13 protein-coding genes and 1 riboswitch are annotated in these 15,774 nt (G+C 36.4%); all 13 genes read right to left on the reverse strand.

Annotated features, from left to right (window positions below):
* Window positions 1–138: 138 nt before the first annotated feature.
* The 13 genes from NSS97_RS19065 to NSS97_RS19125 all read right to left on the reverse strand — a co-directional run bounded on the left by NSS97_RS19065 (window position 139) and on the right by NSS97_RS19125 (window position 15,472).
* The gene (locus NSS97_RS19065; RefSeq protein WP_000114449.1) at window positions 139–387 is read right to left on the reverse strand and encodes a DUF3243 domain-containing protein; all 249 of its coding nucleotides are present in this window, start codon (window positions 385–387) and stop codon (window positions 139–141) included.
* Window positions 388–463: 76 nt separating this feature from the next.
* Window positions 464–1,177, reverse strand: coding sequence for an elongation factor P 5-aminopentanone reductase (ymfI, locus tag NSS97_RS19070; protein WP_002014593.1), 714 nt, complete (start codon window positions 1,175–1,177; stop codon window positions 464–466).
* Window positions 1,178–1,294: 117 nt separating this feature from the next.
* The gene (yfmH, locus tag NSS97_RS19075; RefSeq protein ID WP_044442924.1) at window positions 1,295–2,581 is read right to left on the reverse strand and encodes an EF-P 5-aminopentanol modification-associated protein YfmH; all 1,287 of its coding nucleotides are present in this window, start codon (window positions 2,579–2,581) and stop codon (window positions 1,295–1,297) included.
* A complete protein-coding gene (gene yfmF, locus NSS97_RS19080) occupies window positions 2,582–3,856 on the reverse strand; it encodes an EF-P 5-aminopentanol modification-associated protein YfmF (RefSeq protein ID WP_044442922.1) in 1,275 nt (424 codons plus the stop codon).
* Between the two features lie 210 nt (window positions 3,857–4,066).
* Window positions 4,067–5,026: an ABC transporter permease gene (locus NSS97_RS19085; protein ID WP_002066758.1), complete on the reverse strand. Its 960-nt coding sequence runs from the start codon at window positions 5,024–5,026 to the stop codon at window positions 4,067–4,069.
* Complete coding sequence (locus NSS97_RS19090; RefSeq protein ID WP_044442920.1) at window positions 5,027–6,085, reverse strand: ABC transporter permease; 1,059 nt, start codon at window positions 6,083–6,085, stop codon at window positions 5,027–5,029.
* Window positions 6,078–7,610 (reverse strand): ABC transporter ATP-binding protein, encoded by a 1,533-nt coding sequence (locus NSS97_RS19095; RefSeq protein WP_002128712.1) that lies wholly within the window; start codon window positions 7,608–7,610, stop codon window positions 6,078–6,080. The genes NSS97_RS19090 and NSS97_RS19095 overlap by 8 nt, the downstream gene beginning before the upstream one ends.
* Window positions 7,611–7,718: 108 nt before the next feature.
* Complete coding sequence (locus tag NSS97_RS19100; RefSeq protein ID WP_044442918.1) at window positions 7,719–8,795, reverse strand: BMP family lipoprotein; 1,077 nt, start codon at window positions 8,793–8,795, stop codon at window positions 7,719–7,721.
* Between the two features lie 90 nt (window positions 8,796–8,885).
* Entirely contained in the window at window positions 8,886–9,611 is a 726-nt protein-coding gene (locus NSS97_RS19105) for a GntR family transcriptional regulator (RefSeq protein ID WP_002088063.1), read from the reverse strand.
* A 234-nt stretch (window positions 9,612–9,845) separates the two neighbouring features.
* Window positions 9,846–9,947: riboswitch (purine riboswitch) on the reverse strand.
* 203 nt (window positions 9,948–10,150) lie between these two features.
* The gene (locus tag NSS97_RS19110) at window positions 10,151–12,535 is read right to left on the reverse strand and encodes a DNA translocase FtsK (protein ID WP_002014584.1); all 2,385 of its coding nucleotides are present in this window, start codon (window positions 12,533–12,535) and stop codon (window positions 10,151–10,153) included.
* Window positions 12,536–12,749: 214 nt separating this feature from the next.
* Window positions 12,750–12,953, reverse strand: a complete 204-nt coding sequence (locus NSS97_RS19115) for a YlzJ-like family protein (RefSeq protein ID WP_002088064.1) — start codon at window positions 12,951–12,953, stop codon at window positions 12,750–12,752.
* Window positions 12,950–13,699 (reverse strand): translocation-enhancing protein TepA, encoded by a 750-nt coding sequence (gene tepA / locus NSS97_RS19120; RefSeq protein ID WP_002014582.1) that lies wholly within the window; start codon window positions 13,697–13,699, stop codon window positions 12,950–12,952. Before tepA ends, NSS97_RS19115 begins: the two co-directional genes overlap by 4 nt.
* A 102-nt stretch (window positions 13,700–13,801) precedes the next feature.
* Window positions 13,802–15,472, reverse strand: a complete 1,671-nt coding sequence (locus NSS97_RS19125) for a ribonuclease J (protein ID WP_341113801.1) — start codon at window positions 15,470–15,472, stop codon at window positions 13,802–13,804.
* Between the last annotated feature and the right edge of the window lie 302 nt (window positions 15,473–15,774).

Raw genomic sequence — 15,774 nt, forward strand, 5'->3', positions numbered from 1 at the left:
CAAGATCACTCCCCTACGCTTACTTTACACCTACGTACTATATTATATGATTTCGCCTTAATAGGGAAGCTAAATGTATAATCTATTCCTCCTAATTACTATACAAAAAAAGTAGAGAGGAGAAGCTCCTCTCTACTTTTACTTATGTTGTACAAACTTCACCATTAAATTTGCAATTGTATGTTGCTCTTGTTCATCAGCAACTTTCCAAAGCTCAGACAATAATTTTTCTTGATCGTTGCGCGCTTCTACTTCATTTGCTAAATAATCACCAACACGAAATGCCATATCTGATACGGCACCACCATCAAGCCCTTTTCCCCCCGCTTGTTCTAAACGTTCTCCTAAAAAGCTCTTCCACTGATCAAAATTATCTAACACTGACATGTTTAAGCACCTCACTATTTTAGTAATAGAATCATGCTTAATTTGTACAATTTCTTGTTTTTTATGTAAGAATTTTTTAGCAATGCCAACCGCCATTCACTCCGATAATTTGCCCCGTAATATAAGAAGCTCCTGGCGAAACGAGGAAGGAGACTGTTTTTGCTACCTCTTCGGGTAGTCCTATTCTACCTAATGGAATATCTTCAGCAATTTCATTTTTATCATCTTCTGAAAATACATTTAACATTTCTGTTTCGATCGCACCTGGCGCTACCGCATTAACGCGCAATCCACTTAGAGAAACTTCTTTCGCTAAAGCCTTCACATATGAATTTTGTGCACCTTTCACCATTGAGTACAGCACCTCACAAGACGCTCCTATTTGCCCCCAAATGGATGAAATAACAACAACATTACCACTTCTCCGCCCGATCATCGGTGGAAGCGCCATCGATAAAAGTCTATATACACTCTTCACTTGAAGCTCCACCATATAATCTAATTCTTCATTCGTAACATCTGTTACTAATCCAAATATACTCTTTCCAGCTGCGTATACAATAACATCAATAGGATGTTCGATTTGTCCCCACAATTTCTCTGCTCCATCGATAGAAGCTAAATTTGCTTGCACAGGAATCACTGCATCAAACTCCTTTTGTAACCCCCTTATCTTCTCTTCGCTTTTATTGTAATGAATATAGACTGTATAACCATCCTCGATTAACTGCTTCGAAATAGCAGAGCCAATCCCTCCGCTTCCTCCAGTTACTAATGCATACTTTTTCATAAATTCCCTCTCTTATCTTTTTATGTATAAATAAATAATACCCTCATCTTACCATTTGGCAATAACCAAACGTTAGATGAGGGATATAGATACTGCGTTTTTTATTCACATATTACTTCATTTTTTTGGTAACACTTGGCAGACACTCATTTTCTCTTCAATTAATAATGTTTTTGCTGCTTGTTGTAGGTCTTGAACAGTTAATCCTTCTAACACTGTAAGAGCATCAAATAAACTAGATTCATTAAACGCATATCGTGTAAACTGATTTGCAATATATTCAGGTGAATTCAACGATCGTAAAAATCCACCAATTTTCTTTTTCTTCACCCTTTCCAGCGCAGTCTCATCTAACTGATCATAATTCGTTTGTAGTAAAATACCTTTTAATCGCTCTGCCAATTCATCAGGGTGCTTCGTATCTCCACCAACCATTGCAAAACCGAAGTTATTTTCTTCTGTATAGTCATACGAGAACGAATCATCAATAAGACCTTCATTATATAAAGATTCGTAATGAACTGACCCTTTTCCAAATAAATAATCTAAAAGTAATGTAAGTGCAATTTCTTGTTTTAACAGAGCTTGCCCTTTTTCTTTTAAATTCGTTGCCTTAATACCAACTAAACATTTTGGAGTTTGAACAGGCATTGAAATAATCTTTTTCTTTTCATTTACTTCTTCTGGTTCCTCTTCAAAAGAGCGAACGATTTCTGGTTGATTTTCGTAATCTTTTTTCGCTTGATTTTCACGAACTAAATCCATTGTTTTTTCAGGATCAATCGCTCCAACAACAAATAATAACATGTTGCTCGGATGGTAAAAAGTCTCATAACATTCATACAGTAGGTCTTTTGTAATCTTACTAATAGAATCAATCGTCCCTGCAATATCAATTTTAATTGGATGTTTCACAAACAAACTATCGATTAACCCAAAGTATAAACGCCAGTCTGGGTTATCTTGGTACATTTGAATTTCTTGACCGATAATACCTTTTTCTTTTTCAACCGTTTTTTCAGAGAAATACGGTTCTTGTACAAAGTCTAACAACGTATTTAAATTTCTCTCTACATTTGATGTACAGGAAAAGAGATAAGCGGTTCTTGTAAAAGATGTAAAAGCGTTCGCTGAAGCACCTTGTTTACTAAACAATTGAAACGCGTCATGATCCTCTTTTTCAAACAATTTATGCTCAAGGAAATGAGCAATTCCATCTGGTACACGAGTCATGTCTTCTTTTCCAAGCGGTACAAATGTATTATCAACAGAACCGTACTTCGTCGTAAATGTTGCAAATGTTTTGTTGAAGCCTTGTTTCGGTAAGATATATACGTCTAATCCATTCGGAAGTTTTTCATAATATAGCGTCTCTTTTAATTGCTCATACACAATTTTCTCCATTTATTCTCCCTCCGTTCCATGTAAAAAGTAAATTGTATCTAGTTCAATATTATTAGCAACTTTCACAATCTCTTCTTTCGTCACGCTTTCTATGCCCGTTAGCCATTCTTCAACTGGACGCGTACGCTCTGAAATCACCCCGTGATAAAGCATTTCAACAAAACCACGTGGTGTATCAATTGCCTCTAAGATTTGATTTTGAATTACACTTTTCGTTTGCTGAATCTCTTCCTCTGAAAAATCACCACTTTGCATTGCTTTCATCTGTTCTTTAATAATTTCAACAGCTTTTTCAAAGTTCTTCGCTTCAATTCCAGACATAACAAAGAGCAAACCTTTATGACTTTCAAATCTCGATGCTGCATAGTACGCTAAACTATTTTTTTCACGGACATTTACGAATAACTTCGAATGAGAAAACCCTCCAAATAATCCGTTAAACAATTGTAATGCAAAATAATCTTCATCTTTATACGTAATGAATGTGCGATAGCCGATATTTAATTTACTTTGCTTTAGTTCTTGTTTTTCAACAATTTCTTTTTCTTCATTATTTCGTTTATGAAGAAGTACATTTCTCTCTTTCATAGCGCGAGGTGAAATCGAAAAATACTTATTTACAAGCTCCACAGCATCTTCTGAAATATCACCAATGATATATAAATCCATCTCATCTTCAGCTAACACTTTTTGATAATATTGATACAAACTTTCATTTGTAATAGAAGCAACACTTTCTTTTTTCCCATTTGCACTTAAGCGATATGGTTCTACTTTGCACATTTCTGCAATTAAACGCTCGTTTGCATAACGCATTTTATCATCATAAGTAGCTTCAATTCGTTGCAAGAGTGCTCGTTTCTCACTTTCTACAATAGAAGCTAAAAAACCGTCCCCTTCTGTTGCTGGATGTAAAACAATATCAGATAACATAGAAAGCGCTTTTTCAAATAACGGTGGTGCATCGCGTAAATATGATTCATTTGCAATGTCTACATAAATAGAGATGATATGGTCTTCCCCTTTTTTACTTACATCTACCGCTAAAGAAGATCCATATAATTCTTCTAAATATTGACGAAGACGAATTACAGAAGGCAGTTTTTCTGTCGCACTTTGCAATACGTATGGCAATAAGGCACGCTCTGTCACCGTCTCCTCATTTAAAGGTGCTTTAAAACGAAATACAAAGGTATTTGTTTTATATTTATCAGTCGGAATAATATGTACTCGCAAGCCACCTAATTCATGCAGTTGCTGTTCCATTAGTTTCATTAATAGCCCTCCTTTACGTATGTAGGAATATTCCTCTTCAATATACAGTTTTTAGAAATAAAAAATCAACTTTTCTTCCTTATTATGCTTACATTTGAGTCTTTCTAAAAACTTTAATATGTAAGGAACATAGTAAAATTCCGTATTAAATATATTCTATGTAAAAAAGCCCGCACTAATGTGCGAGCTTTTTTTATACTTTCTAAATACTCATCGTTTTCCTTTTTCATAAGGCGTTCCTAATGCTTTCGGAGCTTCAGATCGGCCTACAAAACCAACGAGTGCTAATATTGTAAATACATACGGTAATATCGTTAAGAATACACTTGGAATTTCTTTTAATATAGGAATTGTACCACCTGTTATCCCAAGTGATTGAGCAAATCCGAAGAACAGCGCTGCTCCAAGAGCACCAAGTGGATTCCATTTACCAAAGATCATAGCTGCTAGTGCTAAGAAACCTTGTCCAGTAATTGTAGCACCTGAGAAGTTACCAGAAATCGACATTGCGAAGACCGCACCACCCACTCCTGCAAACATTCCAGATATACAAACTGCAATATAACGCATTTTATATACATTAATCCCCATCGTATCTGCTGCCATTGGATGTTCACCAACAGCACGAAGACGAAGACCGAACGGTGTTTTATAAATAATGTACCAAACAACAAATGCTAAAATAATGGCAATATACGATGTTAACGGTACATTTGAGAAAAAGATTTTCCCGATTACCGGAATATCCGAAAGTCCTGGAACATCGATTTTTTCAATTCGGTATTGAATAAAATCAGTCTGTCCTTTACCAAAGATTTTCTTAATCGCAAATACTGTTAAACCGAGAGCCAAAAAGTTAATCGCTACCCCGCTTACTACTTGATCCGCGCGGAATGTAATGGACGCTACTGCGTGAAGAAGTGCAAATAACCCACTACCAATAGCTGCAAATAATAGTGCAATCCAAGGAGTCATTGCTCCCCACGTATCACCCATTAATAACGTTGTAACGATACCAGTAAATGCACCAAATAACATTAAACCTTCTAAGGCTATATTTACAACCCCAGAACGTTCACTGAACACTCCACCTAACGCCGTAAAAATAAGTGGCGCTGCCGTATATAACGTACCAGTCACAAGAATGGCTAAAATATCTATAAAGCTCATTTATTTCTCCTCCTTGCTCATGCGTGTAAGTGCCCAGCGTAAAACATAACTGCAAGCAACAAAGAAAATAATACATGCGATAATAACATTAATTAACTCAGAAGGTACATCTGCTTCAAAATTCATTTGCGGGGCTGCACTTTTCAAACCACCGAACAGTAAAGCCGATAATAATATACCAAACGGATTATTTCCTCCAAGAAGAGCTACCGCAATCCCATCGAATCCAATACCAGTAAACGATGTCATTGCCGTCATACTTTGGAATGTTCCTAGACCTTCCATTGCCCCACCAATTCCAGCAAAAGCGCCAGCAATTGTCATTGATAATACAACATTACGAGAGACTTTCATCCCTGCATATTGCGATGCATTTTGGTTAAAACCAACCGATTTCAACTCATATCCTAACGTAGTTCTATCTAATACGAACCACATTACAATAGCAATTAAAATAGCTACAACAATTCCCCAGTGCAAACGAGATCCATCTGTCAGTGAAGATAGCCAATCAGAAGCTAATGAAGCACTCGCTTGTACATCATAAGATTTCTCATTACCTTCATGTATAAAACGTTTAATAAGATCATACGTAACATAAAGTGCAATGTAGTTCATCATAATTGTGACAATTACTTCATTTACTTTAAGCTTTCCTTTTAAATATCCAGGTATAAATCCCCATAAACCACCGGCAATCGCGGCTACTAAAATAGATAACGGAATATGCAAAAATGCTGGTAACGATACTGCATATCCAAACCAGACAGCGGCAAGCCATCCAACTAATAATTGTCCTTCTACCCCAATATTAAAGAGACCTGTACGAAACGCAAATGCAACAGACAGACCAGCTAACACGAGTGGAATCATCGTACGTAGCGTCTCACCGATAGCCTGCGGATTTCCAACCATTCCTTCCCAAAGCGCTGCATACCCAACAATTGGATCATATCCACTAACTAACATTACAATGGCACCAACAAGTAAACCAAAAATAACGGATAATACAGGAACTAAAATGTTAATTGTTCGCTCCGTTAAAAATTTTTTAGCCATTTGTATTCACCTTCTCTTTCTCCGTTCCGCCAGCCATCAACAAACCAAGCTGTTGTTCATTTGTTTCTTTCGCATCGACAATTGCTACAATTTTACCTTCATATATAACAGCAACTCGATCACTTACATTTAAAATTTCATCCAGTTCTAGCGATAGAAGTAATACTGCTTTCCCATTATCTCTCTGCTCGATTAATTTTTTATGAATAAATTCAATCGCACCTACATCTAAACCACGTGTTGGCTGTGCTGCAATTAATAAATCTGGATTACGATCTACTTCACGTGCAATGATAGCTTTCTGCTGATTTCCACCTGATAGAGCACGCGCTAATGTTTGTTCGCTAGGCGTACGTACATCAAACTGTTCAATAAGCGCCTTTGCTTTCTCTGTGATTTTGCTAAAATTTAAAATCCCCTTCTTTGAAAATGGATTTTTATAGTATGTTTGCAAAACTATATTGTCTTTAACAGAAAAATCAAGAACTAGCCCGTGTTTATGACGGTCTTCTGGAATATGACCAATTCCTTCCTCTGTAATTCTTCGAACAGGCCAATTCGTTATTTCTTTTCCTTTAATTGCAATAGAACCTGACTCAACTTTTCGTAAACCAGTAATCGCCTCTATTAATTCACTTTGACCATTTCCATCAATCCCTGCAATACCAACGATTTCTCCTGCACGAACAGTTAAGTCAAGGCCTTTTACAGCAGGTAATTGGCGTGCATCATGAACGACAAGATTCGCAACAGACAGAACCTCCTCTTTCGGTTTGGCCCCTATTTTTTCTGTTTTAAAATTCACTTGACGTCCGACCATTAATTCTGCAAGTTTATGTTCATCCATTTTCGCAACGTCAACTGTACCAATTCCTTTACCTTTACGAATAATTGTGCAACGATCGCAAACTTCCATAATTTCTTTTAATTTATGTGTAATAAGAATGATAGATTTTCCTTCTTGCACAAGCTTTTTCATAATTTGAATCAACTCATGAATTTCTTGAGGAGTTAACACTGCAGTCGGTTCATCGAATATTAAAATCTCCGCACCACGATAAAGCGTCTTTAATATTTCAACCCTTTGCTGCATCCCAACCGAAATATCTTCAATCTTTGCATTTGGATCAACAGCTAAACCGTACTGTTCAGATAATTGTTTAATTTCTTTTGCAGCCTCTTCAACAGCTATTTTCCCTTTTCTCTTCGGCTCATTTCCAAGAATGATATTCTCTGTAACTGTAAAATTATGAACAAGCATAAAGTGCTGATGGACCATCCCAATTCCAAGGTCATTTGCTATATTCGGATTTGTAATTTTTACAGGGGTTCCTTTAATTTTAATTTCGCCCTGTTCTGGTTGATACAAACCGAACAGTACATTCATCAACGTTGATTTCCCTGCACCATTTTCTCCAAGTAAAGCGTGTATCTCTCCCTGTTTTACTTGCAGCGTAATATCGTCATTCGCTACAATACCTGGGAATACTTTTGTAATATTGTTCATCTCAATTACGTATTCCATTTTGTTCCTCCTTCTAGCAGGGAACACTCCCCAATTACACTCTATTAAAAGTATTTTTATATATACAAAGGTTAGTTCTAAGAACTAACCTTTGCTATTTCTCTATCATTATTTCTTTAGAGAAGCTTCATATGCTTTATATTCTTCGTCAGTTGCAGGTACTTTAATTTCACCAGCAGTGATTTTCTTCTCAAACTCTTCTATTTTTGTTAAAATTTCTGGGTTTACTTTTTTCACATTATCAGTTGTTTTCGCGATACCAACGCCATCATCTTTTAAGCCGAACTCTTCTACTTTACCGCCTTTTAACTTACCATCTTTCGCTTCTTGCGCTACTTTTGCTACTGCAACATCAACACGTTTTACCATTGAAGTTAAAGTTACGTTTTCAGGCATGCCTTCTTGATTTTGGTCACGGTCAACACCGATTACCCAAACATTTTCACCTTTTTTCTTACGGTTTTTCGCTTCTGTGAATACACCGTTACCAGTTGCACCTGAAGCATGGTAAATTACGTCAACGCCTTGACCGTACATTGCTGAAGCTAATACAGATCCTTTTTCTGGCTTATCAAATGCATCAGCATATTGTGATACAATTTCGATATTTGGATTTACTGCTTTTGCACCAGCTTTAAAACCTGATTCGAATTTTGTAATTAATGGACTCTTCACACCACCAACAAAACCAACTTTATTTGATTTTGTTGTCATCGCTGCTACAGCTCCAACTAGGAATGAACCTTCATGGTCTTTAAATGTAATACTTGTTACGTTTGGCTTCTTTACAACAGTATCTACAATCGCAAATTGCTCTTTTGGATACTGTTCAGCCACCTTTTCAATTGATTTTTCCATTAAGTATCCAATACCAAATGTTGTGTTATAATTATCTTTCGCAAATTTCGTTAAATTTGGAATGTAATCAGCATCTTTACTTGATTGAAGGTAACGATATCCTTCATTTTTCTTTAAATCGTTGTCTTTACCGAATTTTGTTAAACCTTCCCAAGCTGATTGGTTAAATGATTTGTCATCAACGCCCCCAACATCTGTAACCATACCAACCTTAAACTCTTTATCCCCTTTTTTGTCACTGTCCGCTTTATCCGAGTTACCACATGCACCTAACACTGTACTTGCTGCTAACGTTAACGATAATAAAAGACCTGTTTTTTTCTTCATACTAGAAACCCCTCCTGAAATGTTTTGTCTAATGATTCATACGCTGCTGTCCCTTACTTCTTGCTGTCACCTCCCTAAAAAGGAACTTCCCTACATACGTTTTCTTAATACGTGGAAGCTAAACTTATCAGCTCTAAAGTAATTAATAGAATATAAGATTGGCTCATCATTTTGATCATAGTGCATTTGTTTTAAAACTAGCAGTGCCGTTTCAGGTTCACATTCTAAAATCGGTGAAATTTTCGGGTGATAACCAATCGGTTCAATGTGAGCAACTGCGTATGTGATACGCTTGTGCGTATTATTATGTATTACTGTAAGCAGCGATTCCTCATTGTATCCCGATAAATCTGGTAATATCTCTTTTGCCAGTTTATCAATGCAATATACAACTGGTTCCCCATCCGCTGTACGAACACGTTCAATCATTACTGCGCTAAAAGCATCTTCACAATTAAATTTCTCTTTTTCTTCTTCTGTTAAAGTTGTTGTAGATGATGATAAAAAGATTGTTCCTGGTGTTTTCCCCACACTAGAAATCATATCTGTAATACTAGAAAGTTGCTCTATTCCAGAAGAAAATAACGGCTTCGCATTTACAAATGTCCCTACACCATGTCTACGAATAACAACATTTTCTTCTTCTAAAATACGTAGTGCTTCCCTTAAAGTTGCCCTACTTACACCAAGTTCTTTCGCTAGATCAAACTCTGAAGGTAACTTTTGTTTTTCTTTGTAAGCCCCATCTTTAATTTTTCCTTTGATGTGATCAATCACCCGCAAATATAGGTGACGACTATCGGATTTTACTGACATAAGACTCCCCCCGCATTTCAATTATTCGACCTCTGATGTAAGACTTCTTTTCTCTTTTTTCAACTTACAACATAGTATAAATTACTAAATACTAAAAATAAGCGTAATTGTCGAATAAATATTAATAATTTTTCAAGATGAAATTTTCACACTTTATTCCATAAAAAAAACTTTGTACCATAAACATTTCTCATATAGAGAAAAAGTTCGGCACAAAGATTCCTTACATCCTTTGTTACACACTTTTCCCCTCATAGTCTAGCAATTCATGGTTGCCAGGTAGAAACTTATGGACCTTATCTCCAAGATTATATGAGGCAGTGATTCTTTTCGAAGTAATCTTACCACTTGCTCCCATATGTGTCAACAGAATTCAACATTTTTCTACATTAAATATCGAACGTTTTGAAAACCAAAACGATAAGCATTCGTATTCTAAAGGACCATTAAAGATGTAAGCCCTTTCTTCGTCAATGACTATAGTATATAACAAAAACAGCATATAAAAAAGCCTAATTGTAAAAACAATTAGGCTTTTTTTAAGAACTTTTTTCTTGCACATCTTTAATGAGTACTCCCCTTGGTTTACTACCTTCATAAGGACCTACTACACCATTCATTTCCATGGCATCAATTAAACGAGCTGCTCGCGTATATCCTACTCTAAATCTACGTTGTAACATAGAAACAGATGCTGTTTGCATTTCTACTACAAGCTGAACCGCTTCATCGTATAATTCATCTTCTACTTCCTGCTTTGTTTCAGGAACATCTTGTGGAATCATATCCTCTTGATATTGCGCTTTTTGCTGGGCAATAACAGATTCTACGACTCTCTCAACTTCATCATCTGATAAAAACGCCCCTTGTACACGAACAGGTTTCGATGCACCAATTGGTATGAATAACATATCTCCACGACCTAGCAACTTTTCTGCACCACCACCGTCAAGAATCGTTCGAGAATCTATTTGGGAAGATACAGCAAATGCAATACGCGATGGAATATTCGCTTTAATAACACCTGTGATAACATCAACTGACGGGCGCTGAGTTGCAATAATTAAATGAATACCAGCAGCACGTGCCATTTGCGCTAAACGCATAATCGCATCTTCTACATCCGAAGAAGCAACCATCATTAAATCAGCTAACTCGTCCACAATTACTACAATATATGGTAATTCAGGTTGTTTCGCTTCCGATTGGCTATTATGTTCTTTAATATAATCATTATATCCTTCAATGTTACGCGTACCGCTATGCGCGAATAATTCATAACGACGCTCCATTTCACTCACAACTTTCTTCAAAGCCTGTGATGCTTTTTTCGGATCAGTTACGACTGGTGTTAATAAGTGCGGAACACCGTTATATACATTTAACTCTACCATTTTCGGATCAATCATCATTAATTTTACTTCATGCGGTTTTGCACGCATTAAAATACTTACAATAATTCCATTAATACATACACTCTTTCCACTACCAGTCGCACCAGCTACTAATAAATGGGGCATTTTATTTAAACGTGCCAATACAGCCTCTCCTGTAACATCACGTCCAAGACCGATTAATAACTTCTCTTCTGGGTGGTTATTCGCCTTTGAATCAAGAACTTCTCTCAGCGTTACCATAGAAACTTCTGAATTCGGAACCTCAATCCCTACAGCTGATTTCCCGGGAATAGGTGCTTCAATACGAATGTCTTTCGCTGCTAAAGCAAGCGCTAAATCATCACTTAAACTAACAATTTTACTTACCTTTACTCCCATATCAGGATACACTTCATATTTCGTAACTGCAGGACCTCTATGTACTTTTGTTACTTTCGCTTTCACACCAAAACTTTGGAATGTACGTTCCAATTTACGAGCATTTTCATAAATTTCCGCATTTTCATTTGTAACTTGCTTATTTTGGGGAAACTTTAATATATCCAGCGAAGGAAGCTTATAATCTTTATTTTCCACATTAGAAAATTGCATAGGAGGTGCTTTCGTTTCACCTTCTAGCGATTCAACGATTTTTTCTCCTCGTTTCTTGTGAGGTTGTTCTTCTGGCGCAGGCGGAACTGCCTCTTCAATAAACGGAGGAGTGATTAAATCATTTTCTTCTATCTGCTTTTCCGTCTCTTCACGTACTGGATAATTCTCAGTAAAATTCGAAATAATTGGTGGACCAATTTCTATTTCTTCTACTGGCTCAATAGCTTCTTCTTGTTCAGCAACACGTTCACGCCTCTTGCTTCTTGTTGTTTTTTTCTTTTCAGTTTGCTCGGCGACCCTTTGAGATTTCCAATCTTTATAATCCCCTTGCATTACTTGAAACTGACTTCTAAGAATTCTCCCTACCGGAGCAAGTACTTCTCCAATATGTTTATTTGTTATACAAAGTATTCCAAGAATAACTAAAATAATTCCAATGATATATGCCCCTACTTCGTCAAATAAGAAGTAGCACGTTGCGAACATCAGTGCACCGAACATACCACCACCTAAATGAACACTATCCGGGCCCTTTTTCATTTCAAGGAAGAAGTAATCTTTTGTACTAACAATTACAGAAGTATTTTGCACAGCTCCATCTTTCGTAAGCAGGTTAAATAATGTAATATGACTAAACATTAATATTGCTAGTACAATTAAATAAACACCTATTAGCCGTTTATTTAAAAGGTTGGGCCATCCCCGCTTTATTACAAACGCAACAGATAAAGCTATTACACCTAACACACCAATTATGTACCACTCACCAAAGAAGAAGCGAAAAAATAACACAAACGATTTCCCTACAACACCTAGCTGTAAAATCGTAATAATCGAAAGTGCAAAAAGAGTCAACCCGACGATTTCATAATACAAAGTTGGCTTTATCGTACGTCTTGCCTTAGCCTTCGTCCCTCTTTGCTTTTGTTTTGCCATTTCTTCACCTCGTGTTCTAAAAATTAAGTACAACTTTCTTATAAAAAAGCTCTACTTACATGTCTTTCTCTCTATTTTTCAGGTCTTTATATCTTCTATTTTTACACTTCTTGTAAAATGTTAAATAAACAGAAGAAAGCAGCCTACTCATGGCTGCTCAACCGTCTTGTTTTTTATATTATACCATAGCTCCTAAACAAAATCCTTCTTTTTGCTAAAAGGTAATTTTCTGTCCAGGCTCAAACTCTAGGTAGTGAGACGGATTCGTACTTAATACACGTACAATAGAGTAACATTGATTATCCTCCTCAGAAACCACTAATTCCACGCCATTTATATTCACAACTTTTTGGCTTTCGCATTGTGAATAATCGGCCGGATACACAAGTTGCTCTGGCATAATTGTATATAAAATCATTGTAGCATTGTCCCTTCTGTACTATTATCCTTGCGTTCATCAATTAATTCGTTTAATTTTCGAAGTGCGCTACCAATACCACCGACACCATCTATAAGACCATATTTCACTGCATCTCCACCTATTACATTCGTCCCAATATCTCGCGTCAAATTCCCTTTTGCAAACATAAGCTCTTTAAAACGATCTTCCGTTACTTTCGAATGCTTTGTCACAAATCGAATGACTCTTTCTTGCATTTTATCCAAATACTCAAATGTTTGTGGCACACCTATAACAAGACCTGTTAAACGAATCGGATGAATTGTCATCGTCGCTGTTTCGGCAATAAATGAATAATCAGTTGAGACCGCAATCGGTACACCGATTGAATGCCCTCCTCCTAAAACAAGAGATACAGTTGGTTTTGAAAGCGAAGCCACCATTTCAGAAATCGCTAATCCAGCTTCAACGTCACCCCCAACTGTATTTAATATTAACAGTAAACCTTCAATTTTTGGATTTTGTTCAATCGCGACAATTTGCGGAATGATGTGTTCATATTTTGTTGTTTTATTTTGTGGTGGCAACTGAATATGACCTTCCACCTGCCCAACAATTGTTAAGCAATGAATACGCGATTCATTCATTTGTGGTACATTTGTCTGTCCAAGTTGCTGAATTTTCTCCACTATAGAAGCCTCTTTTGGAACTTCTTTCGGCTCAGCTTCTTTTTCTTCATTTGTATAACGATCACGTTCTGTCATATCGCATCCCCTTTCACTCGTATATAACTATTATTTCTTAAGTTATGAATTTCATTCGATAGGGTTAAAAAAGAAAAAGATCACCTGTAAAGGTGACCTTCTTTATACTTCCATAATAATCGGTAAAATCATTGGCTTTCTCTTCGTTTCTTCGTACAAGAACTGCCCTAATAATTCACGAATATTTTGTTTCAACATAGACCATTCAATTGTATATTCTTTAATTGATTGTTCAACAATCATACGTACAATATCTGTGGATCGTTCGATTAATGCTTCTGATTCACGAACATATACAAAGCCACGTGAAATAATTTCTGGACCAGAGATTATTTTCTTTTCATCCTTACCAAGTGTTACAACAACAACTAAAATTCCATCTTGAGATAACATCTTTCTATCTCGAAGAACGATGTTACCGACGTCACCTACACCTAATCCATCAATTAAAACATTACCAGCTTGCACTTTACCAGCTAATTTTGCTTCATCGTCACCAAAAGCAATTACATCGCCTTTTTCTACGATAAAGATATTCTCTCTCGCAATACCTACATCTTCCGCTAAATACGCATGTGCTTTTTGCATACGGAACTCACCATGTACGGGTACAAAATACTTCGGCTTCATTAAATTTATCATCAGCTTTAATTCTTCTTGGCTACCATGACCTGAAACGTGAACTTTTCTTTCACCGTAATAAATAACCTCAGCACCAGATCTAAATAACAAGTCAATAATTTTTGATACAGATACTTCATTTCCTGGAATTGGAGAAGCTGCAATAATAACAGTATCACCTTTACGAATTGAAATTTGTTTATGAGCTTGTTTCGCCATTCTAGAAAGGGCTGCCATCGGTTCCCCTTGACTACCAGTCGTTAAGATAGCTACCTTTTTTTCCGGGAAATTGTCTATTTCTTGTAATGAAATAACCATACCTTCTGGAACATCTAAATAACCAAGACGTCTTGCAATATCTACCACTTTCACCATGCTACGTCCTACTACCGCTACTTTCCTTCCAGTTTCAGCAGCTGCATCAAACACTTGTTGAATACGATGTACATTGGAGGCAAATGAAGCAACAATAATACGCCCTTCTGAACTATAGAATACTTTAGAAATCTCTATACCAACTTCTTTTTCCGAACCTGTATACCCAGGACGTTCAGCGTTTGTACTATCAGATAACAAGCAAAGTACGCCTTCATTTCCAATTTGCGCCATTTTCCCAAGATCTGCTCCACTATTTCCGATTGGAGTTTGATCAAATTTAAAGTCTCCTGTATATACTACAGCACCTTTTGATGTATGGAAACAAACACCCACAGAATCCGGAATACTATGTGTCGTTCCGAAGAATGACACATTTGTTGAATTAAACTCTACTGTTGAATTCGAGTCAATTGTTTTTAAGTCTACACGGCCTAACATTCCTGCTTCGCCAATCTTTTCTTGTATAAGTCCTACCGTTAATTTCGTCGCATATACTGGAATAGATAATTTACGAAGCACATAAACAATTCCACCAATATGATCTTCATGACCATGGGTAATAAATAGTCCTTTTACTCGCTCTTGATTTTCTACTAAATATGTAATGTCAGGAATAACAATATCAATCCCAAACATTTCATCTCCCGGGAACATCAATCCGGCATCTACAATAAAGATTTCAGAATCAATTTCAACACAGTACATGTTTTTTCCGATTTCACCTACTCCGCCAAGAGCAAATACTTTAACAGACTCATTCTCTTTTCTCTTCATGTTGTTGCCTGGTTTAAAAATCTTGCAAACACTGATTTCACTAAAATTGCAGAGACACCAGGGGAAACTCTACAACCACCATATATTCACCGTCCAAGACGAATGTCCTTACCGTTATGCGATATCATGTCCTTGTTAATTTTTTAAACCAGGTTTCACCTCTCTTTCATTATATAAATCAAATATCTTATTCGATATGATATGAAAATTTCATTAAATCGTAATTTTTACCAATTTTGCTAAGCATACCCGTACTAAGCTACTTAGCCATATTATAACTGATACAAGAAATAGAACACAAG

This window comes from Bacillus sp. FSL R12-0074, assembly GCF_038005725.1.
GTDB classification, from domain to species: domain Bacteria; phylum Bacillota; class Bacilli; order Bacillales; family Bacillaceae_G; genus Bacillus_A; species Bacillus_A mycoides.

Bases quoted from the DNA above. Each gene is read 5' to 3' on its own strand.
- NSS97_RS19090 (WP_044442920.1), bottom strand. From the start codon at position 6,085: ATGGCTAAAAAATTTTTAACGGAGCGAACAATTAACATTTTAGTTCCT.
- NSS97_RS19085 (WP_002066758.1), bottom strand. From the start codon at position 5,026: ATGAGCTTTATAGATATTTTAGCCATTCTTGTGACTGGTACGTTATAT.
- tepA (WP_002014582.1), bottom strand. From the start codon at position 13,699: ATGACAGAACGTGATCGTTATACAAATGAAGAAAAAGAAGCTGAGCCG.
- NSS97_RS19100 (WP_044442918.1), bottom strand. From the start codon at position 8,795: ATGAAGAAAAAAACAGGTCTTTTATTATCGTTAACGTTAGCAGCAAGT.
- NSS97_RS19105 (WP_002088063.1), bottom strand. From the start codon at position 9,611: ATGTCAGTAAAATCCGATAGTCGTCACCTATATTTGCGGGTGATTGAT.
- NSS97_RS19065 (WP_000114449.1), bottom strand. From the start codon at position 387: ATGTCAGTGTTAGATAATTTTGATCAGTGGAAGAGCTTTTTAGGAGAA.
- yfmF (WP_044442922.1), bottom strand. From the start codon at position 3,856: ATGAAACTAATGGAACAGCAACTGCATGAATTAGGTGGCTTGCGAGTA.
- NSS97_RS19095 (WP_002128712.1), bottom strand. From the start codon at position 7,610: ATGGAATACGTAATTGAGATGAACAATATTACAAAAGTATTCCCAGGT.
- NSS97_RS19125 (WP_341113801.1), bottom strand. From the start codon at position 15,472: ATGAAGAGAAAAGAGAATGAGTCTGTTAAAGTATTTGCTCTTGGCGGA.
- ymfI (WP_002014593.1), bottom strand. From the start codon at position 1,177: ATGAAAAAGTATGCATTAGTAACTGGAGGAAGCGGAGGGATTGGCTCT.
- NSS97_RS19110 (WP_002014584.1), bottom strand. From the start codon at position 12,535: ATGGCAAAACAAAAGCAAAGAGGGACGAAGGCTAAGGCAAGACGTACG.
- yfmH (WP_044442924.1), bottom strand. From the start codon at position 2,581: ATGGAGAAAATTGTGTATGAGCAATTAAAAGAGACGCTATATTATGAA.
- NSS97_RS19115 (WP_002088064.1), bottom strand. From the start codon at position 12,953: ATGATTTTATATACAATTATGCCAGAGCAACTTGTGTATCCGGCCGAT.